Source organism: Frankia sp. R43, from assembly GCF_001306465.1.
Lineage (GTDB): Bacteria > Actinomycetota > Actinomycetes > Frankiales > Frankiaceae > Parafrankia > Parafrankia irregularis.
Window position 1 is genome coordinate 577,373 of the sequence record NZ_LFCW01000002.1, and the last position, 21,392, is coordinate 598,764.

Sequence of the window (21,392 nt, forward strand, 5' to 3'; positions counted from 1 at the left end):
AGCTCGAGCGGTGGGCCGCCGAGAACAGGCCGGACAAGGCGGAGTAACGCCTCCCGCTAGCCTGACCCCCTTACCCGGGGGGACAGATGACGACGCGTAGGGCGGCACTCGCATTCGTGGCCATCGTGGCCATCGGCGCAGGCTGCGGCAGCCACGCCGACAACATCGAAACCCATACCATCGTCGGCACACTCACCTACCCCGCCAGCAGCGGACTCTCTGGCACCCGAACATGCAACGGGACCGGCGGCTACAGCGACATCCGCTCGGGAGCGCAAGCCACCCTCACCGACGCTGACGGCACCATCGTCAGTGCCGCCCACATCGGCAGCGGGACGCACGGAGGGACTCCGCACTGCACGACTACCTTCGCGTTCCCACCCATCGAGATCGAGAGCGGCTTCTACTCGGTTGAGATCAGTCACCGAGGAAAGATCACCAAGAGTGTCGCCGAACTCGATGCCGACGGATGGGTCTTCGAACTCTCCCTTGGTCTCTGACCATCGCGAGCCTTGGCCAGCAAGGGCTCTACTCACGTTCCGTGACGAAACAAGGAGGGGGAGGGGACGGGAAAAGGGCCTGATCCGTAGCAGTGCCGGACCGTCAGTGGACCGTTGCAGTCGGCCGAAGCAGCAAGGTTCTGAAGAACAAGACTCGCGGCAGGCGTACAGATGGGGCGGACGAGCTGGCCTGTACGCCGGGTTCTGTACCGGGTCGCCTTGCGGCTTGCCGGTGACGGTCATCCATCTAGGACCGCCGTTGCCGGCGGCCTCCAGCGGCCTACCCGCAGGCTCGGGCGGGCAGCCCTCGAACGCCTGCGCAGCCCTGACCGAATCCGGCCGGGGCCTCTTGGCCTTGCTCCAGGTGGGGTTTACCTAGCCGCCCGGGTCACCCCGGGCGCTGGTGCGCTCTTACCGCACCGTTTCACCCTTACCGGCTCCGTGCGGTGCCGGCGGTCTGTTTTCTGTGGCACTGTCCCGCGGGTCACCCCGGGTGGGCGTTACCCACCACCTCGCCCTGTGGAGCCCGGACGTTCCTCGGCGGCACCGGGTCAGTGCCCCGCTGCCGACGCGACCGCCCGGCCAACTCGTCCGCGGGGCTCAGCATATGGCACCGGCCGTCCTAGACTGCGTCCACGGGTATCAGTGCCCGGAATGACGAACTCCTGCCGGCCTGGGCTGGCTGGACGCATCCGCAGGGGGCGGGCGATGACGGCACCACAACAGCCGGGTGGCGGCCTGGACAAGTCGCTGACGGCGGCCCCGGGGCAGCTCCCGCCGGCGACCGGGGCCCTGCCGGCCCAGCCGCAGCCCGGCCCGTCGGGCCCCGCCGGCGCAACCGGTGCACCGGGCACGCCGGGTGCACCGCCGGCACCGGGTTCGCCGGGCACCGGGCCTGGCGGGGGTGCTCGGGCGGCCCGGCGGGGGGTCGCCTACTCGACCTACGCGATCACGGTGCTGGTGCTGCTGATCGCGATCGCGGTGATCCTGTTCGTGGTGAAGAACGACCAGCAGATGAGCATCTGGATCTTCGGTTCCACGCAGGTCATGTCCGTCGCCGGCGCGCTGGCCGCGGCCGCCGCGGCGGGGCTGGTGGTGGGCCTGCTGATCGGGGTGATCCCGCAGATCAGGCTGCGCCGGCAGCTACGTCAGCTGCGCCGGGACAACCGCACCAGCTGACCGGCGACACTGCTGCGCGTTCCCGTGGCGGCGCCGATGGCTCCGCCACGGGGATCGGCGTGGTTGTCCCGCGAGATCCCGCCTCGGTGCGGCCGGCTCGATGCTGCCGTTCGAAGGGTGAAGGCTTCTGGTTGTTCTGGCGACCAGAATCCATCACTCTTGTCAGGTAGCGACGTCGGTCGCGGCCATCGGGGCCCGGATCCGGCGCTCCTCGGGATTCTGCGACAACCTCAGCCCCGACACGCGGCGAGCATCGGAAATCCCCAGCGCCAATTCACGACCGGCGCACCGGCGCGCCAGCGCACCGGTGCTCAGTTGAACTGAACCCGAAGGATTCAGTGACCGCGGCGCACCCAGTCGTCATAGTCGACCGCTTCCTCGCCGATCGTGGTGTCATCGCCGTGGCCGGTGTGCACGATGGTTTCCGAGGGAAGGGTGAGCAGCTTTCCGCGGATGGAGGAGAGAATCGTCGGGAAGTCGGAGAAGGATCGCCCGGTCGCGCCCGGTCCGCCGCGGAACAACGTGTCGCCGCTGAACAGCACCGGGTCGCCGCCCAGCTCACCGAACAGGCAGATCCCGCCGGGGGAGTGACCGGGAGTGTGCAGCACGCGCAGCGTGCCGCCCGCGATCGGGATGGCCTGGCCGTCCCGCAGCGGCTGGTCGGCCGGGCGCTCCGGGTAGATGTGGCTCCACAGCTCCGTGTCGTCCGGATGCAGGGCGATCGGTGCGCGCACCCGGTCCGACAGCTCCGCGGCCGCGTTGATGTGGTCGTTGTGACCGTGCGTCGCGACGATCAGTGACACCTTGCGCCCGTCGACGGCCGCCTCGATGACGGCCGGGTCGTGCGCCGCGTCAATGATGATCACGGTGCGGTCGTCGCCGACGAGCCACACGTTGTTGTCGACGGTGAACGACTGTCCGTCGAGGGTGAAATCCCCTCGGGTGATGACTCTGTCGACGCGCTGGGCGCCGTTGACCGTCACGTTGACTCCTCTCGGTGCCGGCCCCCGTCCGGTACCGGCAGACCCCGACCGACCGTACCCGTCCGATCGTCGGCGCGACGTCCCGCCGGCTGGCCACACCCGTCCGGCTTCACCGGAACCGGGCATAACGCCCAAGGTTGGACGGAGCGCAAGTCACGGGTCGCGGGACGGCGGCGGGACGGCGGCGGGGTGGGTCAGATCAGGACGACGCTGCGCAGCACCTCGCCGCGGTGCATGCGCTCGAACGCGGCCTCCACATCGCCGATGCCGATGGTCTCGGTGATGAACGCGGACAGGTCGAGCCGGCCGCGGCGGTGCAGGTCGATGATGATGGGGAAGTCCCGGGTCGGCAGGCAGTCCCCGTACCAGGACGAGGACAGCGACCCGCCGCGGCTGAACACCTCGATGAGTGGCAGCTCGAGGGTCATCGACGGGTCCGGCACACCGACGAGCACGAGGCGGCCGGCGAGGTCGCGGGAGAAGAAGGCCTGCCGGTACGTCTCGGGACGTCCGACCGCCTCGATGACGACGTCCGCCCCGTTGCCGTCCGTTAGCGCGCGCACGGCCTCGACCGGGTCCTGCGTGCTGGAGTTCACGACGTCGGTGGCACCGAACTTCCGGGCCCATTCCAGCTTGCGGTCGCTCAGGTCGATCGCGATGATCCGGCGGGCGCCCGCCACCGAGGCGCCGGCGATGGCCGCGTTGCCGACCCCGCCGCACCCGAACACGGCGACGGTCTCGCCGCGGCCGACCCGTCCGGTGTTCACCGCGGCGCCGAAGCCGGCCATCACCCCGCAGCCGATCAGGCCCGCGGCCTGCGGCGGGACGGCCGGGTCGACCTTGACGCACTGCCCGGCCGCGACCAGCGTCAGCGGGGCGAAGGCGCCGATGCCGAGGGCCGGCGTGAGCGGCGTGCCGTCCTGCAGGGTCATCGGGTTGACCGCGTTGCGGGAGTCGAAGCAGTACCAGGGCGCGCCGCGCAGACAGGACCGGCAGACCCCGCAGGGGGCCCGCCAGGCGAGCACGACGTAGTCGCCGGGGGCGACCGAGGTGACGCCTTCGCCGACGGCCTCGACCGTTCCGGCGGCCTCGTGCCCGAGCAGGAACGGATAGTCGTCGTTGATCGCGCCTTCCCGGTAGTGCAGGTCGGTGTGACACACGCCGCAGGCCTGTACCCGCACCCGGGCCTCGCCGGGCCCGGGAGCCGGCACGACGATCTTCGTCAGGCCTACCGGCTCACCCTTTCCTCCGGCGACGACCGCCTCCACCGTCACTGCCTGTGGGCCCTCGGCCATGGCACTCCTCTTTCCGTTCGCGCCGGTGATTCCGCCGCACCGATGCGGCGGCGCAGGCATCAGCCGGCGAACTCAGCCAACACCCGACCGTCGCCGTACCGCAATGTGCGCCAACGCGGAAGCCCGTGGACACGACCGAGTGGAGACGGCGGGTGAAGCGGCGACTAAATCACCGCGAAACGCGCCGGGTGGGCACCGAAGTTCGAGTCATGCATGCGAGATTGAGCGCGACACGCCGACTGGCGGGCCCCGAGACGGCCGATACCGGGTCCGGGTCGGTACGCTCCAACCGGTCCGTTTCTGCTCGTCACAGGAGGAGATCTCCGCCGAAGACGCAGTAACAGGCGACACACAGCAAGCCCGCAAGCCAGTGACAGCCCGCAAGCCAGTGACAGCCCCGAAGCGGTGACGAACCGCCCCGAACGAGTGACACCCCGAACCTAGTTACACCCCGAACCTAGTGACGCCCCGATGCAGTGACCCACCCGAACGAGTGGCGCAGGGACTGTCCGAGCAGTCGTGAGGAGCAGGTACTTCGTGGTCCGTTCCGACTCCGCGGTCACCGGTCCGCCGGGCCGCCGCTACTACGGCGAGGTGACGGTCGGCGAACCTCGCCTGTCCGAGGACGGCCGCTTGGAGGTTGGCGAGGATATCGCCGACGACGGTACCGGCAAGCCGGGCCCCACCGGGCGCCCCATGCCGGTCTTCCCGGTGCCGGACGCACTGACCTCGCATGGCCCCGCATGGGTCGTCGCGATGTGTAACCAGAAGGGTGGCGTGGGGAAGACCACCAGCACGATCAATCTCGGCGCGGCGCTGGCCGAGTACGGCCGGCGGGTCCTGCTGGTCGACTTCGACCCGCAGGGCGCGCTCTCGGTGGGCCTGGGCATCAACCCGATGCAGTTCGAGGTCACGGTGCACGACCTCCTGCTGGGTGGCGACGTCGACATCCAGGACACGATCGTCGAGACCCAGGTGGAGAACCTCGATCTGCTGCCCAGCAACATCGACCTGTCGGCTGCCGAGGTGCTGCTGGTCACCGAGGTCGGCCGGGAGCACAGCCTGGCCCGCACCCTCGCCCCGATCATGGATGTGTACGACGTCATCCTGATCGACTGCCAGCCCTCGCTGGGCCTGCTCACCGTGAACGCGCTCACCGCCGCCGACGCCGTCATCGTCCCGCTGGAGTGTGAGTACTTCGCGCTCCGCGGCGTGGCGCTGCTTCTGCAGACCATCGACAAGGTGCGGGAGCGCCTCAACTCGCGGCTTGAGCTCGCCGGGATTCTGGCGACCATGTACGACGCCCGAACACTGCACGCCCGGGAGGTCCTCGCCCGGGTCGTGGAGCGTTTTCCCGACGAGGTCTTTCACACCGTGATCAACCGTACGGTGCGTTTTCCGGAGACGACCGTCGCGGGTGAACCAATCACCACCTATGCCCCCACATCGGTCGGCGCGGCCGGATACCGTCGACTGGCCCGAGAACTGATGGCTCGCTACGCGACGCCGCCAGCCGTCGGGTGATCCGATCGGTCGGTGACCGGCCCGCTGGGCCGGGCGCCGCACCACGGGACCGGCTGCCGCGTCACCTGGGCCGGCTGTTCGGGCCGCTGCCCGGGTGGTCGGCCACGGTGATGCCGCCGCCGGTCGGGTCGGGTGGTGAGCGGGCCGGGCGGTAGGCGGCACGGTCGCGGGGAGACGGGGCCCGGTCGGCGGGTCCTGCGACAGGGACAACCGATCGGGGACGGAAGAAACGCTGTGCTGTTTCAGCTCGCCGAGCCAGCGGCGCTGCTCGGCATCCTGCTTGCCTTCGTCGTCGGCGTCTTCGTGCACGACGCCGCGCAGATCTTCGCCGCCCGCCTCGCCCGGGACCCGCTGCCCGCGCGGTCCGGGAGGCTGACCGCACGGCTGGGAACCCAGCGGGTCAGCCCGTTCAGCTGGGTCGGTGTGCTGCTCAGCGGCGCCGGTTGGAGCGAACCGATCCGGATGAACGACGTCTGGCGCCGGCGTCGGTTCCACGTCACCGCCGCGTTGCTCGCCGGCCCGCTTGCCTACGCGCTGCTGGCCCTCGCGGCGCTGGGCGGCACCCGTGGGCTCACCGAGTTCGTGCTGATCGTCCAGGGTGATCGGGTGGCAGAGACCTTCGGTGCCAGCTTCGCGGTCGAACTGCTGATCTGGATGGCGTACACGTTCGCCTCGATGTGCATCCTCAGCCTGGTTCCCGTCCCGCCGGCCGACGGGGGGCGCATCCTGTTCCTGCTCGGGCCGCAGAGCGAGGGCTGGCGCAAGGCTCATTACCAGCTCACCGAGCGCAACATCGGCGTCGCGATCCTCCTCGCGGTGGTCCTTCTGCCGGTGCTCTTCGTGGGCTTCCCGTCCGTGCTCGGCCAGCTCACCCCGCCGCTGCTGCGCGGCCTGGGCTCGCTGATCGGGCTCGATCTGCCCTGAGCGAGGACGAGCCCCACACGGACCGGGCCGAGGCGACGGCACCGGCCGCAGGCACGGCGGCGGCATCAACGGCCACGGCGGCACCAAAGACTGTGGCACCAACGACTGTGGCGACCGGGGCTGCGGACGTCTCCGCGGCCTCGGGGGCCAGCGCGCGAGGGGGCCGCACCGAGCCGTTCGTGGTCGAGCTGGACAACTTCTCGGGGCCGTTCGACCTGTTGCTCTCGCTCATCGCCAAGCACCGGATGGACGTCACCGAGGTGGCGCTGTCGAAGGTGACCGACGAGTTCGTCGCGCATATCCGCCGCCTCGGCGACCGGTTCGACCTGGGGCAGGCCACCGAGTTCCTGGTGATCGCCGCGACCCTGCTCGACCTGAAGGCTGCCCGCCTGCTTCCCGGCGCGATCTCCGACGACGAGGCCGAGGACCTCGCCCTGCTGGAGGCGCGCGACCTGCTGTTCGCGCGGCTGCTGCAGTACAAGGCCTACAAGGAGGCCGCCTCGATCTTCAGCGCGATGATGGCGCTGGAAGCCAGGTTCGTCGCCCGGGCGGTGCCGCTGGAGCCGAGGTACGCCGCCGCGCTGCCCGAGGTCCAGATCAGCATCGGCCCCTCCGAGCTCGCGGCGCTCGCCGCCCGGCTGCGGGAGCCGCCGCTTCCGCCGCAGGTGGCCACCGACCACGTGCACCTGCCCAGGGTCAGCGTTCGCGAGCACATGATCGCCGTCATCGGGATGCTGCGTGAACTCGGTGTGGCCTCCTTCGGCGTGCTCTGCGTCGGGCTGCTGGAGACGATCGAGGTCGTCGCGCGCTTCCTGGCGCTGCTGGAGCTGTTCCGTGAGGGACGCATCACCTTCGAGCAGGAACGGCCGCTGGGTGAGCTCATCGTCCGCTGGGTGGCCCGCGCCGAGGATGAGGACCGTCCGGTCGGAGCATCGCTCTACCCTGGCGAGGCAGGGCAGGACGGGCCCGCCTTCGACCCGGGCCTGCCGGATCTGACGGCCGCGGCGCCAGCCGAATCCGGATCCGTGGCCGGCGACGGATCCGAGGCCGGCGACGACGGCGGAGACTGGGACGGTGACGACGACCTGGCCGGCCGTCGGAGAAGGCCGAGGAGGCCTCGAGGAGCGAGGAGAACCACGGAGTGAGCGGCGATCCCACCCCCGCGGGGGAGGCGGGGGCAACAGGCACGACAGCCGTCGAAGAGGCGAGCCGCCCCTCGGACATCGCGCTGGTGGAGGCGGTCCTGATGGTGGCGGAACGGCCGGTGGGCGTCGCCGAGTTCGCCACCGCGCTCGACATCCCCGCCCGCCGGGTCGAGCAGCTTCTCGTCGAGCTGGCCGAGGCGTACAGGCGCGAGGAGCGCGGCTTCCGGTTGCGCCACGTCGGCAAGGGGTGGCGGCTCTACACCGCGGACGAGTGCGCGCCATGGGTGGAGCGTTTCGTGCTCGCGGGGCAGTCGGCGCGACTGTCGCAGGCCGCGCTCGAGACGCTCGCGATCGTCGCCTACCAGCAGCCGGTCAGCCGCGGGCGGATCTCGGCGGTGCGCGGCGTCTCGGCCGACGGGGTCATCCGCACCCTCACCGCGCGCAACCTGGTCGAGGAATGTGGCCATGACCACGAGTCGGGGGCCATCCTCTACCGGACCACCGACTACTTCCTCGAGCGGCTGGGCCTGCGCGACCTTGACGAGCTGCCCCCGCTCGCACCCCTGCTGCCCGGCGTCGCGGATATCGATGACATCGTGGCGTCATGAACGGCACCGTCTCCGACCCGAACGACCCGAACGACACCTCCGACCTCGCTGGTTCCGACCACGGCGGTTTTGACCTCGCCGACCCCGGCCGCGTCGCCTCCTCCGGTGCGGGCTCCGCCTCCGGTGGCTCCGGCCGGCCGGGTCCGAAGGCGGGGCCGGAGGCTGAGGGCATCCGGCTGCAGAAGGTGCTGGCCGCGGCCGGCATCGGGTCCCGCCGGGCCAGCGAGGAGATGATCGACGCCGGGCGGGTCCGGGTCGACGGTGAGGTCGTGCGTGAGCAGGGCCGCCGGGTCGACCCGGAGCGGGCGGTCATCGAGGTCGACGGCGAGCGGGTCGTCACCCGGACGGGGCTCGTGCACCTGGCGCTGCACAAGCCCCGCGGTGTGCTGTCGACGATGGCCGATGACCGGGGCCGGCCGACGATCGCCGACCTGCTCACCGAGTTCGGCACCAGGCTGTTCCACGTCGGCCGGCTGGATGCCGACAGCGAGGGCCTGCTGCTGGTGACCAACGACGGTGACCTCGCGCACCGCCTGATGCACCCCTCCTACGGTGTGCAGAAGACCTATCTGGTCGAGATCAGCGGCCCCGTCCGCAAGGACCTGCCCCGCCGGCTGCGCTCGGGGGTGGAGCTGGAGGACGGCCCGGTGAAGGTCGACTCCGCCAGGATCATCGACATGGCCGCGTCCCGGGTGATGATGGAGATCGTCCTGCACGAGGGTCGCAACCACGTCGTGCGCCGGGTGATGGAGAGCGTGGGCCATCCGGTGCACCGGCTCGTCCGCGTCTCGTTCGGCCCGGTCGCGCTGGGCACCCTGCGGGCCGGCCGGGCGCGGCACCTCACCCGGCACGAGGTCGGTGCCCTCTACAAGGCAGCCGGGCTGTGACGTCCAACAGGTTCGCCGCGCCGTATGTGCGGCCCGGGGTCGACACGGCGGCGGCCGACCCCCCGGCCTGGGACGACCGGAACCTGCCCGAGCTGCGGCGGGTGGCCGTCGTCGGCTCCGGGCTGATCGGCACGAGCATCGGGCTGGCACTGTCCGCGCGCGGGATCGAGGTGTTCCTGCGGGACACCGACGAGGCGCAGGTCAAGCTGGCCGAGGCGATGGGCGCCGGCCGGCCGTGGCAGGGGGAGCGGGTCGACCACGCGGTGATCGCGACCCCGCTGCCGACCGTCGCCGCCCAGCTGCGTGAGCTGCAACGGGGCGGCCTGGCCGCCACCGTCAGCGACGCCGGCAGTGTGAAGGCACGTCCACTGGTGGAAGCCGTCCAGCTCGGCTGTGATCTCGGCAGCTGGTGCCCGGCGCACCCGATCGCCGGGCGGGAGCGACACGGTGCCGTGTCGGCCCGTGCGGACCTGTTCGCCGAGCGGGTCTGGGCGATCTGCCCGGTCCCGCACACCGGTGCCGACGCCGTCGCCGCGACCGCGGCGCTGGCCCTCACCTGCGGAGCCATCCCGGTCCGGACGACGCCGGAGCGCCACGACGCGACGATGGCGGTGCTCTCCCATGTGCCGCAGCTCGTGGCCAGCGTCCTCGCCGGGAGCCTGCTCGGGCTGGACTCCCACGACCTGCCGTTCGTCGGCCAGGGCTTCCGGGACACCACCCGTCTCGCCGACAGCGACGCGGCCCTGTGGGCGTCGATCATCGACGGCAACCGCGGCCCGATCGCGGAGCGGGTGCGCCTGCTCGGGCGGGAGTTCACCCACCTCGCCGACGTGCTCGCCGAAGGCACCCGGGAGGAGGTCGTCGCCGCCGTCTCGGGGGCGATGGGCCGCGGCCACCGGGGCCGGGCGCTGCTGCCCCGCAAGGCCGGTGCGAAGGCACTTCCGTGGGGGTGGGTCGGCGTCGTTCTCGACGACCGGCCGGGCCAGCTGGCGGCCCTGTTCGCCGTCATCGGCGAGTGGGAGGTCAACATCGAGGACGTCGGGCCGTTCGAACACAGCCTCGACGCGCCGGCCGGGATCGTGGAGATCGCCGTCGACCCGGCGGGTGCCGATGGCCTGGTCGAGCGGCTGACGGAGGCCGGATGGACGGCATACCGGCGCTCCTGACGGAGCAGCGAGTAGCCTGATCCGGGTCGGCCGCCCGGCAGGTGCCCGTAGGGACCATCGGCACGTGCACCGGGGACCTCGGTGTATGGAGCTCGGTGCTGCCGGCCGGTTGCACAGAACATGCGGGTCGACAGACACGCGTCCGGACGGAGGAGACGGGTGAGCCCCGACGACGGGTCCGCTGCGCCGGGGGTTGCGACCACCGGCAGCCACGACGATGTTTTCGTGACGGAGGACCAGGAGACCACGCGGTCTTCGTCCTCGTCGCAGGCGGGAGCCGCCCCCGCGCCCGACCCCGCCCGGTCCGCCGCCGGCGGCCTCGTGGTCGCGGTGGACGGGCCCGGCGGCTCCGGGAAGAGCACCGTGTCCAGGCAGATCGCACGTCAGCTGCGGCTGCGGTACCTGGACACGGGTGCCATGTACCGGGCGATCACCCAGGTCGCGCTGGACCGGCGCATCGACATCGAGGACCCGGTCGCGGTCGCGGAGGTCGCCGAGCGCACCGTGCTCACGATCGGCACCGACCCGGACCAGTCGACGATCCACGTCGACGGCGTCAACCTCGACGAGCAGATCCGTACCCGGGCCGTCACCAACGCGGTGAGCGCGATCGCGGCCGTTCCCGCGGTGCGGGCACGGCTCGTCGCCCAGCAGCGAGAGATCATCGCCGAGTCGCTCGCCGCCGGCGGCATCGTGGTCGAGGGCCGCGACATCGGCTCGGTCGTCGCACCGGAAGCCCCGGTGAAGGTCTTCCTCACCGCGTCCACCGAGGTGCGCGCGCTGCGGCGGTCCCGCCAGCTGGGGGAGAAGGGCGTCGACGACGTGGCCCGCACCCTCGCCGAGCTCGACCGGCGGGACGCGCTCGACAGCTCCCGGACGGTCGACCCGCTGTCCATCCCGGAGGGCGCCATCGTGCTGGACTCCAGCACGCTGTCGGTCAGCGAGGTGGTGGACGAGGTCATGCGCCGCAGCGAGCACCTCCTGGCGCCGGCACCATGACCAGCCCGGACGCCATCACCAGCTCGGACGGCCCGGCCAGTTCGGCGGGCCCGGCCGGCCAGAGTGGCGCACCGGCGGTGAATGCCGCCGCCGTCGACACCAAAGGTGTGGGCGCGGTCGACACCAAAGGTGCGGGCGCCGTCGACACGGTGAGCGTGGCTGAGGAGACCCCGGAGGCGCCCGCGGCGCAGGTGGCGTTGGCGCGACCGGCTGAGCTGGCCGCCCAGCCCACCGCCTCGTCCTCGGGCACGTCCCCGGCCGCCACGGCCGCCGCGTCCCCAGCCGCCACGGCCGCGGCGTCCACGACAGCGAGCCGGGCCGGGGCCCGAGGCACGGCACCTGCGCACCGCGGCGCGGCGTCCAAGCCGTTCAACGACATCACGCACCGCGTGCTCAAGCCGCCGGTGCGCTGGGTGCTCAACCACCTCGTGATGAGTGTCACCCACGAGGGCTGGGAGAACATTCCCCGCGACGAGCCCCTGATCTTCGCCGGCAACCACAGCAGCTGGATGGACGGCCCGCTGGTCGTCATCGAGGCGCCGCGCACCGTGCGGTGCCTGGTGAAGTCCGAGATGTACAAGGGCATCGTGGGCTGGTGGCTGACGTTCGTCGGCCAGATCCCGGTGGACCGCGGCCGCCCGGACCGGGCCGCGCTGCACACCGCGCTGGACGAGCTCAGCCGCGGCGGCGCCATCGGCGTCTTCCCCGAGGGAACCCGCGGCAGCGGCGAGATGGCCGCCGTCCAGCACGGCATCGCCTACCTCGCGGTGCACGGGCGGTGCCGGGTGCTGCCGGTGGCCTGCATCAACACCGGGGACGCCCTGCCGAAGGGCGCGCGCTGGCCACGGCGTTCGGTGAAGTGCCGGGTCGTGTTCGGTGAGCCGTTCGCGGTGGAGGTGCCGGCGAACCCCCGGTCCCGGCGGGCACTCGCCGCCGTCGCGGAGGACATCCGGGTGCGCCTGGCGGACCATCTGACAACGGTGCGTGCCGGTGCGTCCGGGGAATCCGCGTCGGCGGAGTAAGTTCTACCGGATCGCTGTTTGTTCCGGGTGCGTCGGACGGGCCTGTCGTCCACGGAAGGGCAGCTCGTCAACCACCCACCGAGATGTCCAGCCCGAGCCGGATGTCCAGCCCGAGCCGGAGTGCAGCAGTCATGAACATCGAAGACCTCGCCGCCGAGACCCACGACGACCTCGCGGGCCGGGGCTCCTCGGCGTCGGGGCCGGCCGCCGGCGGGCAGCCGGTGCTCGCCGTCGTCGGGCGGCCGAACGTCGGCAAGTCGACGCTGGTCAACCGCATCCTCGGCCGCCGCGCCGCGGTCGTCGAGGACACTCCCGGCGTCACCCGCGACCGCGTCGCCTACGACGCGGTCTGGAACGGCCGCCGGTTCACCGTCGTCGACACCGGCGGCTGGGAGCCGGACGCCCGCGGCCTCGCCGCCAGGGTGGCCGAGCAGGCCCGGGCCGCCCTCGACACGGCCGACGGCGTGCTGTTCGTCATCGACACCACGGTCGGCGCGACCGACGCGGACGAGGCCGTCGCCAGGGTCCTGCACCGGTCGGGCCGGCCGGTCATCCTCGCGGCGAACAAGGTCGACGACGCGCGGACCGAGGCCGACGCGGCCGCGCTGTGGAGCCTGGGCCTGGGTGAGCCGTACCCCGTCTCCGCGCTGCATGGCCGCGGCAGCGGTGACCTGCTCGACGCGGTCCTCGCGGTGCTTCCCGAGGCGCCCAGGGAACGCTTCGTCGAGGAGGACGGCCCGCGGCGGGTGGCGCTGATCGGCCGGCCGAACGTCGGCAAGTCCAGTCTGCTCAACAAGATCGTCGGTTCCGAGCGCTCGCTGGTGCACGACGTCGCCGGCACCACCCGCGACCCGGTGGACGAACTCGTCACCGTCGGCGGCGAGACCTGGATGTTCATCGACACGGCCGGCCTGCGGCGGCGGGTGAAGGAGGCGTCCGGCGCGGAGTACTACTCCTCGCTGCGGACGGCGTCCGCGCTGGAGGCCGCCGAGGTCGCGATCGTGCTGCTCGCCGCCGACGAGCCCATCACCGAGCAGGACCAGCGGATCATCAGCATGGTCACCGAAGCCGGGCGGGCCCTCGTGCTGGCGTTCAACAAGTGGGACCTGCTCGACACCGAGCGCCGGCTCGACCTGGAGCAGGAGATCGTCCGGGACCTGGGCCGCGTCGCCTGGGCGCCCCGGGTGAACATCTCCGCCCGCACCGGCCGCGCCACGGACAAGCTCGCGCCGGCCCTGCACACCTCACTGGAATCCTGGGGCACCCGCATCCCGACCGGGCGTCTCAACGCCTGGCTCACCGAGATCGTCGCGGCGACGCCGCCGCCGTCACGGAGCGGCAAGATCCCCCGCGTGCTGTTCGCGACCCAGGCCGGGGTGCGCCCGCCACGCTTCGTCGTGTTCACCACCGGCTTCCTGGAGTCGGCGTACCGCCGGTTCCTGGAGCGCAAGCTGCGGGAGGACTTCGGCTTCGCCGGCACCCCGATCGAGATCTCGATCCGGGTCCGCGAACGCGCCGACCGCCGGGCCTGACGCCGACCTGTACCTTCGCGGCCAGGTCCGGGATCGGCTCGTTTCTTCTCCGACCTGCCTGCGTTCGGTTGGCTGATTCGGTGTGATGACGGCGCCTGTGGCGCGAACGCGAAGCCCGGCCACAGCCCCCTGGCCATTTTGGCTGCCTCGAACCGCTTGACTGCTGCTACTCTAGGTAACTAGTCAAGTGCGTAGAGGAGTTTCGATGACGGGTTCTGCAGCGTCCGTTCGTCGACCGGTCCCGGTTCGCGGCCGGCGGGCGACGGCCTGGCCCGATCATCAGCATGTGCCCGAGCTCGGCACCTGGCCGACCGCCCACGTGGCGGCCGACCAGGAGGCGCGGCGTGGCCCGACCGCGGCGGCGGACGGGCAGCGTCGATCGCCTGAGCTGGTGCCCGGAACCCTGTACCGGTTCGTGCAGGGCGTCGACGAGCGCCCCACGCCGATGTCGCCTGAGCAGCTTCAGAGCCTGCAGGACCCGTTCGCCGCCCGCCTGCTGGCTTCTGGCGTCTTTCCGATGACGCTGCCGGAGCTGCTCGGCGGCCTGACCGAGGCCAAGCTGCTGCTGCGGCAGCGGTCCTACGTCATGGGCGAGGCCGGGCAGATCCCGCCGGAGCAGGCCCGGCAGGCGAACCTGTTCCGGGACCTGCGCTACGTCGTGATCCGCTCCGACCACGGCGGCGAGGCTGACCTGCTGGTCAGCACCAGCGCGGTCGACCCGCCGGAGATCACCTTTCTGCAGGTCGCGGCCTGGGATGACGAGCACGGCCTGTTCAACTACTACATGCGCGTCGCTGGTAGCTGGGTGTGGGGCGGCGACTCGTACAGCGCGCTCGCCCCGGAATCTCGCGGTAGGGGGTGCTTCGACAGCCATGTCAACGGCAGCGTGGTGATGAAGGAGCTGCGCGCGCCCTGGCTGCACTGGAAGTCGATGAAGGCAGGGGTGCGGCTCGACGACGACGACCCACTGCGCACCGAGCCGCTGTTCCGCGACGCCGACGGTGCGGAGGACCTCGAGCTGCTCGTCCGCGCCTCGGTGAGCAGATGGACGCACGCTCGACTCGACCGGGTCGACCGGGCTGGGCAGATCGACCACCCGGACTGGCTGTTGCGCCACCTGTGTACCAGCACGACCGTGAACCTCGCGAGCTCCGACCAGGAGAGCCGGGTGCTCGCCGCGTCGCAGGACGAGAACGACCGGCTTGTCGTCCCGACCAGCTTCTGGCTCGACGTCGACCTGTTGCTGAACACCCTGGAGATCCCGGCGAACATCGACCCGGTGGCTGTGCCGGTGGCGCTGTACGCAGCCGGTCTGCACAAGTACGACTACGCGCTGGTCGAGGGGGACTTCCGCCAGCCCGGCGACACCCACTTCGCGTTCTGCGTGCCGGAGCCGGCGTTCGAGGACACTGAGGTGGTCAGGCAGATGGTGAGACGTGGGCTGCTCACACCACGCCTGGTGGCCTGCGTGGCGATGGTGGACTTCCCGAACCCTGTGTTCAGCGATGCCCGGGAACGGCTGCTCGAGTACGTACCGGACGGCCCTTTGGAGCTGCCGGCCGGCGTGCCGGGCCGGTTGGCAGCGGAGTTCGCCGCTGCGATCCTCGCCGTCGCCGAGAAGACTCCTGACGGCAGCCCGGAGCGGGAGTTCGCCGCGAACTGGCAACTCGGCGACAGCGGTTGGCAGGATGCCTTCGCCACCCGCCTGGAGGACTACATGAAGGCGGTCACCGCGCAGGCTGCCATGCCAGCCGGGTTCGATGCCTACGTCCGGCTGGCGGAATCCCGGCGGAACCGGTTTCGGGCGATGCGCCTCGCCGAGTTCACCCTCACCCTGCCGACAACCAACATCCCGCGAGGCGCTCCGCCGCTGCGGATGACCGCTGGCGGCGCCGTGACCGCATGACCGCCGCGGCCACCTGAGTGCGCGGTGATCTGCGGCTGCCGCGGCGATGGAGCGATCACCTTGTCGGGCGGCCCGGCGCCAGCCGGGCGGCGGGCCCGTCGAGAGGAGCTGTAATGACGGTACTGAAGCAGTTCGATCCACCTGGGCACCTGACCGACCTCGACGCGAACGGCAGGGCGGTGTGGAGCAGCTTCATCTCGGAGCAGTTCGACGCGTCCGCCGCCGGCCGGCGTGACCACCTCAACGACGCCCCGCGGGCCCGCTTCTACAACCCGACCAGGGTCGACACCGCCCCCGACGCGCAGACCAGTGACATCAGCTGGATCGCGTTCCCACGTAACATCAAGGTCAACTCGGTAGCGGACGTCCAGCGTTGGCGGCGCGCCGACGCCTCGCGCGACGTGCAGGACGAGTACTGCGAGTGGAGCGTCACCCGAAACGAGCAGGGCCAGATCACCCGGGTGGACTTCACCTGCGAGGGCCCGGAGTACTGGGAGGTGCTCGCCCAGCTGGACCCGGCCAGGGTCGTCCGGCTCTACCAGGAGTTCGTCAGCCCCAAGGTGAGCCAGGGCGACCTGTTCGACGCCTCCGGCAACTATGTGCGGCGCAATCCCTGGAACACCGGAACCGTCCAGGGGGCGATGCACCTGGTCCAAGGGGCGAACACGCTCTCCGCCGAGATCGAGCTCGCCGCCGCCGCGACCATCGTCCGCGTGGTCAACGACACCGAGCTCACCAGCGAGCAGGAGCTGATCAAGTGCTCGCAGTACGGTGACGCCACCCGCAACAGCGACCCGCACATAGGCGGGGTGGTCAACGGCCTGGCCCGCCTCGACGCCGACATCACCCTCGCCAACCCGGTCGGGCTGTACTTCGACGACCTGTCGACGGCGGGCTGGGAGAGTCCGGACGGCTCCGACCCGAAGCGGTTCTGGACCTACACCCGCGGCGAGGAGGGCCACCCGGTGCGCGCGGCTTTCGAGGTGCCGGCAAGCGAGAACTTCACCGTCAGTGACATTCGCGTCGGCGGCCAGCCGATCCACTTCGGCGCGCAGATCGCCGATTTCATCAGCATCAGGCTGACCGGGGTCGCGTGCCGGATCGGGAAGAGCCGGGTGGCGCCGATGCCCTGTGTCGCGCCCACTCTGGACGTGACCGGTGCGCCGGTGACGCCCGCCCCTGTCGTCGCCGCCGGTCCGTCACCCTCCGCTGCGATCCGTGACATGGACGTCATCGCCACCCGCTGACACCGGGCGGCCACGTGCCGAACTGCATGTGCGAGTCGATGTCCTCCGCGTGCACCGGCCTGACCACCCCGGCCCCGCCGGTCGAGCCGCCGAGACCCGCGGCGGAGACGCTGACGCTGGCTGCCTGGCGTGAGCGCTGGTGGCGACCTGTTGCCGGTCGACCCGCAAGGCCGCGCGCAGCTCGAGGAGACGGACCGCTGCTGGCGGCTGCACCTGGAACCCAGCTGGGGAGAGACCCTCCTGGCCGGGTTCGACCGGCCGGACATCCAGGACTGGGCGGACGAGGATCTCGCCGGGTGGAAGGCACCGGGCACGGTCGAGCTGATTTACGAGGACCTCCAGCTCCTGCTCTCCGGTGCGGCGGACAATCGGCCAGCGATTCTGACGTACAACCCCCGCTACAACATCCGGCTACCGGAGGGAAATGACGCCGAGGCCATTCACACCGACGCCTCCGACACCGCCGGCATCCCGGACTCGGCGGCCAAGGCCCGTCTCGGGCACAGTCGGCGCGGTCGGGGCATCTCCGGGGTTTACTCCCACGTCCTGCCTGAGACCGAGGACCGAATCATCAAGGTCCTCCGAGCTCGGTACGAGGCGGCGATCCTGCGCTGAGCCCGCCTGCGGCTCTGGCTGGCGTCCGCAAAAACCTCCATGGCGCCTCATGAAAGCCAAAAGCCCTCTCCATCGATTTTGATGGAGAGGGCTTTTCCCCTGTCGGGACGACAGGATTTGAACCTGCGACCCCCAGACCCCCAGAGTGGGGTTTGATCATTGCGGGGTGCCCGTCCTGTCAGGCGCTCGACCACCGTACCTTCCTGCGCTACAGCGGTTTTGAGCGTCCATTGGCACTGTTCGGCGGTCGTCGTCGGCGCCGATCAACAGTGATCGTTTGAGCCGAGTTCCCATGGAGTGCCCATGGGAACTCGGCCTCGGCGGCATCTCGTCGATCTCGGAGATCTCTCTGCTTCTCTCGTCTCACTGACATATACTGCTGTTGAACCTGAATGCATCGGGGTGTAGCGAGACGATTGGGAGTGGCCATGGGACGACTCACCTGGGAGCCGGCCACCTGGCCGGGCGACCCCGAGACCCCCGCCCTGGTGGGCGAGGTCGACGGCGCGGAGGTGTACGTCGGCGAGGGCCCCGTGCCGGGCCGGTTCGCCGCCGTGTTCCACGGTCTGGACGCGATGACCGACCGGCTGCCGAACATCGAGGCGGCGATGGACTGGTCCGAGCGCGTGGTCGGCCGCGCCACCGCGCGAGGCCTGCTGTGACCGCCCCCGGCCTCACGGACCCCTGCGGCCGGTGCGGGCGCCGGGCGGTGGACCACGAGCCCGCGTTCGGCGAGGGCGGCCTTTACGTCGACCGCGGGCCCTCCGTTGACGAGCCCGGCGGCTGGGCCACCGACCCCAGCACGGGCGAGCCCGCCTTCATCACCCCTCACGTCATCGGCTGCCTGGGATTCGTCCCGGCGGAAGGAATCGCCCTGTGACCGACTACATCTGCCCGGAGTGCGGCGAGCCGTCCGAGGGCGGCTTGCACCTCGACGGCACCCCGCTGTGCCCCGTCATGGGTGCCGGGGGTTACCAGGCCGCGCAGCCGGTGGCAGTGAACTCCCTGGAGGGACAGCAGGTCCGCGGGGACCTGCTGGACGCCTTCGGCGCCGACGCCGCGCTGGACGTGCTGCGCGCCGGCGCCTCGGAACAGAACGCGCTCGACGAGGTACTCGGCTCGGCGCCGGCCTTCGGCCTGGACCGCGACGAGATCGCCCCGATCGTGGACGGCGCCTTCCGCCGCCGTCTGGACGGCTACGGACGGAGGAACGGCCGGTGATCGCGCTCACCGGGAAGGTCCGCGTCGCCGCGCCTCTGGCGGACGGCCTCGTCCCCGAGGGTGTCGGGCTGTCTGTCTACCCGGACACCACGACCACGAGGGAGCACCCGTGATCGAGAAGCTCTACGAGTCCGACGGCTACACCTACGGGGCGCCGGCCGAGGCTGGCGTCGTCGGCCGGACGGTCGAGCATCTGCCGCGGGGAACCGTCACCGCCCGCACCTTCTACGACGTTGGCATGGACGAGCCGGCTCCGGAGCTGTCCGTGGAACTGGGCCGCGACTTCACACCGCTGTTCGGCTCCCGGGAGGACGCCGAAGGCTTCCGTGACTGGCTGGTGGGCTCCCTGGACGCGGGGATCGATGCAGCCTGGCCACAGGGCGGGAGCGAGTGATGGTCGCACTCGTGCCGGAGGTCCGCGCGGCCCTTACCTCCGCTGTCGTCGACGGCACCACCGTCCGCCTCGCGGGCAAGCTCGACCGCGGGACGTACACCGCCACGGACAAGGCGCTGCGCGCTCTCGGCGGCACCTGGAACCGCAAGGCCGGCGCCCACGTCTTCCCGAGTGCGCCGGGTGAGGCGCTGGCCGCCCTGCTCGCCAGCGGCGCCGTGCCGGCGATGCCGAAGGCTCCGCACCGGGTCGAGGGTTACTTCGCCACGCCCGACGCCCTCGCGCAGCTCGTGATCGAGGCATACACCGACACCCCGAGCCTCTCGCTGTTCGCGCGGGTGCTGGAACCGTCGGCCGGTGACGGCGCGCTGGTCCGCGCCGTCCGCCGGGTCAACCCGGCCGTCGAGGTTGTCGCCGTTGAGCCCAGCGGCGAGCGTGCCGCGCGGATCGACGGCGACGGCGGCCTGGTGACCGTGCAGGTGGACCGGTTCGAGGAGGTGGCGCGGCGCCACCTCCAGGTCGAGGCACGACCGTTCGACGCCGTGGTGATGAACCCGCCGTTCGCCCTGCCGGGCGCGCCCAGCGCGTGGATCGATCACGTCGAGCTGGCCTGGTCGCTGCTGCGTCCCGGCGGCCGGCTGACCGCGATCGTGCCGGCCGGCTTCACCTACCGCGCCGACCGCCGGCACCGGGCCCTCCGCGAGCGGGTCGCGGATCTCGGCGGCTGGCGGGCGCTGCCGGAGAAGTCCTTCGCCGCGTCGGGAACCGACGTCGCGACCGTCGTGATCTGGATGGAGAAGCCATGACCCCCGAGGTAAAGATCGACTACCGCGACTTCGTGCCCGAGCGCCCCGACGATGCGGATGTCTGGTCGGCGACCTTCCCTGCCCGCGGGTGCGACGAGGCTGTCGAGATCCTGATCGACCACGGCCTGACCGAGGCGAACGGGCCGGACGACTACTACCAGCCCGACGGCTCGGTGCTCCTCTATCCCCGCACGGGGGAGCGGAGCGAGATGCACGGAGCCTTGCACGGCTTCCCGCCGAAGCACGAGAAGCGGGTGGGTGACCTGCTGGCCCGCCGTGTCCGGGGTGAGCGATGAGCGCGGTGCTCGACCACTGCTGGATCTACAACGGCCACGCCCTGTACGTCACCTCGAAGCCGCTCCGGATTCGCAACGACTGGCGCTCGAACTGGGAGGTCTACTACCGGCCGTTCCCGTACGCGCGTACCGAACTGGCGGGCATGGCGGGCCGGCAGGTGCTGGCGGAGCACGAGGACCGGGACCAGGCTTGCAAGGCTGGCGAGACCGCGGTGGATGCCGGAGACGCGCGGACGCCGCCGGACGTTGAGCAGACCCGACTCAAGGCTGAGAGTCTGGACCGCGAGGACGGCGTCGCCGGGTTCATCGCGCCGGAGAAGCTGCCCCAGCTCGACGTGGTGCCGTTCCGGTACGAGCCCGCCTGGCCGCCGATGCCGCCGGACGGGCTGGAGATCGGCCGGGACGACGCTGGCACCTGGCGCACCTACCAGGAGCGGTACCCGGCCTCGACGCTGACCGCCGGACACGCGGACAACATCGAGGCGTACTGGGCCTGCCACGTGCTGCGGGACCTGGCGCCGTGGGCGATCACCATCGACGTGCGCGCCGAGGCCGAGGGCGAACCGTCACGGTGCCGGCTGGAGCGCGAGATCCTGGCCGGGCGTGTCGACGCGGCCGGGAAGAGGTATGCGAGCTGGCGCAGCACCATCCACCCGGAGCCGAAGGCGCCGCGGGAGGTCAAGGGGGCCCCGGGACTTGTCCTGGTGAACGCCGGGCGGGGGGACTGGTCGGTGGTCCGCAGCGTCGACAGCCGCCGGCTGCTGGGCGGGATCGGCTCGCAGGCCAAGGCCGCCACTGCCGCTCGCGCGCTGGCCGCACTGGGTGACCTGGTCACCGTGCCGGTCTACGTCCTTCCGCACTTGCCCGCGTTGCGCGAGGACGTCAAGGCGATCGAGTGGGAGGCCGCGGGACTGAGCCTGGAGGCGCCGCAGTGGGCCCAGAGGCACCGCGCCCGCGCCGCCGAGATCCGCGAGGCGGTGGCCAAGGAGGCCGCCCGGGAGGCCGCCCGGGAGGCCGCGCTGCGGCGGCGATGACCCCCTGAGAGAAGCCGAGAGCGCCCACGCTTACCCGTGGATCTCTCGGCTTCTCTCTTCTAACTGTCATATACTGCTGTTGTGTCCGCGTAAGACGGGACGGAAGGGAGGG

23 protein-coding genes and 1 other RNA gene are annotated in these 21,392 nt (G+C 71.3%); 21 read left to right on the forward strand and 3 right to left on the reverse strand.

Features of this window, described 5'->3' with window-relative positions; translation table 11 throughout:
* The first annotated feature begins 116 nt into the window (after positions 1–116).
* Entirely contained in the window at positions 117–500 is a 384-nt protein-coding gene (locus ACG83_RS09910; protein WP_054565844.1) for a hypothetical protein, read from the forward strand.
* 177 nt (positions 501–677) lie between these two features.
* On the opposite strand, the gene rnpB is transcribed toward ACG83_RS09910, so the two are convergent.
* Positions 678–1,090: RNase P RNA component class A (gene rnpB / locus ACG83_RS13695), an RNA gene on the reverse strand.
* 118 nt (positions 1,091–1,208) lie between these two features.
* Between rnpB and ACG83_RS09915 the strand changes: the two genes are divergently transcribed.
* Positions 1,209–1,679, forward strand: coding sequence for a lipopolysaccharide assembly protein LapA domain-containing protein (locus ACG83_RS09915; RefSeq protein ID WP_054565845.1), 471 nt, complete (start codon positions 1,209–1,211; stop codon positions 1,677–1,679).
* Positions 1,680–2,014: 335 nt separating this feature from the next.
* Here the strand turns inward: ACG83_RS09915 and ACG83_RS09920 are convergent, their stop codons facing one another.
* Together ACG83_RS09920 and ACG83_RS09925 are read right to left on the reverse strand one after the other, a co-directional pair.
* Positions 2,015–2,662 (reverse strand): MBL fold metallo-hydrolase, encoded by a 648-nt coding sequence (locus ACG83_RS09920; protein ID WP_054565846.1) that lies wholly within the window; start codon positions 2,660–2,662, stop codon positions 2,015–2,017.
* A 194-nt stretch (positions 2,663–2,856) separates the two neighbouring features.
* Positions 2,857–3,957: an S-(hydroxymethyl)mycothiol dehydrogenase gene (locus ACG83_RS09925; protein ID WP_054565847.1), complete on the reverse strand. Its 1,101-nt coding sequence runs from the start codon at positions 3,955–3,957 to the stop codon at positions 2,857–2,859.
* A 537-nt stretch (positions 3,958–4,494) separates the two neighbouring features.
* Between ACG83_RS09925 and ACG83_RS09930 the strand changes: the two genes are divergently transcribed.
* The 19 genes from ACG83_RS09930 to ACG83_RS10020 all read left to right on the forward strand — a co-directional run bounded on the left by ACG83_RS09930 (position 4,495) and on the right by ACG83_RS10020 (position 21,280).
* Positions 4,495–5,481: a ParA family protein gene (locus ACG83_RS09930; protein ID WP_006540347.1), complete on the forward strand. Its 987-nt coding sequence runs from the start codon at positions 4,495–4,497 to the stop codon at positions 5,479–5,481.
* A gap of 234 nt (positions 5,482–5,715) precedes the next feature.
* A complete protein-coding gene (locus ACG83_RS09935) occupies positions 5,716–6,405 on the forward strand; it encodes a Zn-dependent membrane protease (protein ID WP_054565848.1) in 690 nt (229 codons plus the stop codon).
* Positions 6,406–6,512: 107 nt separating this feature from the next.
* Positions 6,513–7,550: a ScpA family protein gene (locus ACG83_RS09940; protein WP_235497818.1), complete on the forward strand. Its 1,038-nt coding sequence runs from the start codon at positions 6,513–6,515 to the stop codon at positions 7,548–7,550.
* Positions 7,547–8,158, forward strand: coding sequence for an SMC-Scp complex subunit ScpB (gene scpB / locus ACG83_RS09945; RefSeq protein WP_054565850.1), 612 nt, complete (start codon positions 7,547–7,549; stop codon positions 8,156–8,158). The genes ACG83_RS09940 and scpB overlap by 4 nt, the downstream gene beginning before the upstream one ends.
* On the forward strand, positions 8,155–9,045 hold the full coding sequence (locus tag ACG83_RS09950) for a pseudouridine synthase (RefSeq protein ID WP_235497819.1): 891 nt from the start codon (positions 8,155–8,157) through the stop codon (positions 9,043–9,045). Before scpB ends, ACG83_RS09950 begins: the two co-directional genes overlap by 4 nt.
* Positions 9,042–10,211, forward strand: a complete 1,170-nt coding sequence (locus tag ACG83_RS09955; protein WP_083473127.1) for a prephenate dehydrogenase — start codon at positions 9,042–9,044, stop codon at positions 10,209–10,211. Before ACG83_RS09950 ends, ACG83_RS09955 begins: the two co-directional genes overlap by 4 nt.
* Before the next feature lie 159 nt (positions 10,212–10,370).
* Positions 10,371–11,210, forward strand: coding sequence for a (d)CMP kinase (gene cmk / locus ACG83_RS09960; protein ID WP_054565851.1), 840 nt, complete (start codon positions 10,371–10,373; stop codon positions 11,208–11,210).
* Positions 11,207–12,232, forward strand: coding sequence for a 1-acyl-sn-glycerol-3-phosphate acyltransferase (locus ACG83_RS09965; protein WP_054565852.1), 1,026 nt, complete (start codon positions 11,207–11,209; stop codon positions 12,230–12,232). The genes cmk and ACG83_RS09965 overlap by 4 nt, the downstream gene beginning before the upstream one ends.
* A gap of 131 nt (positions 12,233–12,363) precedes the next feature.
* Positions 12,364–13,764: a ribosome biogenesis GTPase Der gene (gene der, locus ACG83_RS09970; RefSeq protein WP_054565853.1), complete on the forward strand. Its 1,401-nt coding sequence runs from the start codon at positions 12,364–12,366 to the stop codon at positions 13,762–13,764.
* Positions 13,765–13,969: 205 nt separating this feature from the next.
* Positions 13,970–15,670, forward strand: a complete 1,701-nt coding sequence (locus ACG83_RS09975; protein WP_152991303.1) for a hypothetical protein — start codon at positions 13,970–13,972, stop codon at positions 15,668–15,670.
* Positions 15,671–15,783: 113 nt separating this feature from the next.
* Positions 15,784–16,917 carry a hypothetical protein gene (locus ACG83_RS09980; RefSeq protein ID WP_054565854.1) on the forward strand — a complete coding sequence of 378 codons (1,134 nt, stop codon included), beginning with the start codon at positions 15,784–15,786 and terminating at the stop codon, positions 16,915–16,917.
* Positions 16,918–17,046: 129 nt separating this feature from the next.
* Positions 17,047–17,532 carry a hypothetical protein gene (locus tag ACG83_RS09985; RefSeq protein WP_054565855.1) on the forward strand — a complete coding sequence of 162 codons (486 nt, stop codon included), beginning with the start codon at positions 17,047–17,049 and terminating at the stop codon, positions 17,530–17,532.
* 428 nt (positions 17,533–17,960) lie between these two features.
* Positions 17,961–18,194 carry a hypothetical protein gene (locus ACG83_RS09990; RefSeq protein WP_054565856.1) on the forward strand — a complete coding sequence of 78 codons (234 nt, stop codon included), beginning with the start codon at positions 17,961–17,963 and terminating at the stop codon, positions 18,192–18,194.
* A complete protein-coding gene (locus ACG83_RS09995) occupies positions 18,191–18,412 on the forward strand; it encodes a hypothetical protein (protein ID WP_054565857.1) in 222 nt (73 codons plus the stop codon). Before ACG83_RS09990 ends, ACG83_RS09995 begins: the two co-directional genes overlap by 4 nt.
* Positions 18,409–18,753, forward strand: a complete 345-nt coding sequence (locus ACG83_RS10000) for a hypothetical protein (RefSeq protein ID WP_054565858.1) — start codon at positions 18,409–18,411, stop codon at positions 18,751–18,753. The genes ACG83_RS09995 and ACG83_RS10000 overlap by 4 nt, the downstream gene beginning before the upstream one ends.
* Positions 18,754–18,862: 109 nt before the next feature.
* Positions 18,863–19,147: a hypothetical protein gene (locus ACG83_RS10005; RefSeq protein ID WP_054565859.1), complete on the forward strand. Its 285-nt coding sequence runs from the start codon at positions 18,863–18,865 to the stop codon at positions 19,145–19,147.
* Positions 19,147–19,950 (forward strand): class I SAM-dependent methyltransferase, encoded by an 804-nt coding sequence (locus ACG83_RS10010; RefSeq protein ID WP_054565860.1) that lies wholly within the window; start codon positions 19,147–19,149, stop codon positions 19,948–19,950. Before ACG83_RS10005 ends, ACG83_RS10010 begins: the two co-directional genes overlap by 1 nt.
* Positions 19,947–20,246, forward strand: a complete 300-nt coding sequence (locus ACG83_RS10015; protein WP_054565861.1) for a hypothetical protein — start codon at positions 19,947–19,949, stop codon at positions 20,244–20,246. Before ACG83_RS10010 ends, ACG83_RS10015 begins: the two co-directional genes overlap by 4 nt.
* The gene (locus tag ACG83_RS10020) at positions 20,243–21,280 is read left to right on the forward strand and encodes a hypothetical protein (RefSeq protein ID WP_152991304.1); all 1,038 of its coding nucleotides are present in this window, start codon (positions 20,243–20,245) and stop codon (positions 21,278–21,280) included. Before ACG83_RS10015 ends, ACG83_RS10020 begins: the two co-directional genes overlap by 4 nt.
* Positions 21,281–21,392: the final 112 nt, after the last annotated feature.

Bases quoted from the DNA above. Each gene is read 5' to 3' on its own strand.
- ACG83_RS10015 (WP_054565861.1), top strand. From the start codon at position 19,947: ATGACCCCCGAGGTAAAGATCGACTACCGCGACTTCGTGCCCGAGCGC.
- ACG83_RS09950 (WP_235497819.1), top strand. From the start codon at position 8,155: ATGAACGGCACCGTCTCCGACCCGAACGACCCGAACGACACCTCCGAC.
- ACG83_RS10010 (WP_054565860.1), top strand. From the start codon at position 19,147: ATGGTCGCACTCGTGCCGGAGGTCCGCGCGGCCCTTACCTCCGCTGTC.
- ACG83_RS09975 (WP_152991303.1), top strand. From the start codon at position 13,970: ATGACGGGTTCTGCAGCGTCCGTTCGTCGACCGGTCCCGGTTCGCGGC.
- ACG83_RS09980 (WP_054565854.1), top strand. From the start codon at position 15,784: ATGACGGTACTGAAGCAGTTCGATCCACCTGGGCACCTGACCGACCTC.
- ACG83_RS10020 (WP_152991304.1), top strand. From the start codon at position 20,243: ATGAGCGCGGTGCTCGACCACTGCTGGATCTACAACGGCCACGCCCTG.
- ACG83_RS09915 (WP_054565845.1), top strand. From the start codon at position 1,209: ATGACGGCACCACAACAGCCGGGTGGCGGCCTGGACAAGTCGCTGACG.
- ACG83_RS09990 (WP_054565856.1), top strand. From the start codon at position 17,961: ATGGGACGACTCACCTGGGAGCCGGCCACCTGGCCGGGCGACCCCGAG.
- der (WP_054565853.1), top strand. From the start codon at position 12,364: ATGAACATCGAAGACCTCGCCGCCGAGACCCACGACGACCTCGCGGGC.
- ACG83_RS09965 (WP_054565852.1), top strand. From the start codon at position 11,207: ATGACCAGCCCGGACGCCATCACCAGCTCGGACGGCCCGGCCAGTTCG.
- ACG83_RS09925 (WP_054565847.1), bottom strand. From the start codon at position 3,957: ATGGCCGAGGGCCCACAGGCAGTGACGGTGGAGGCGGTCGTCGCCGGA.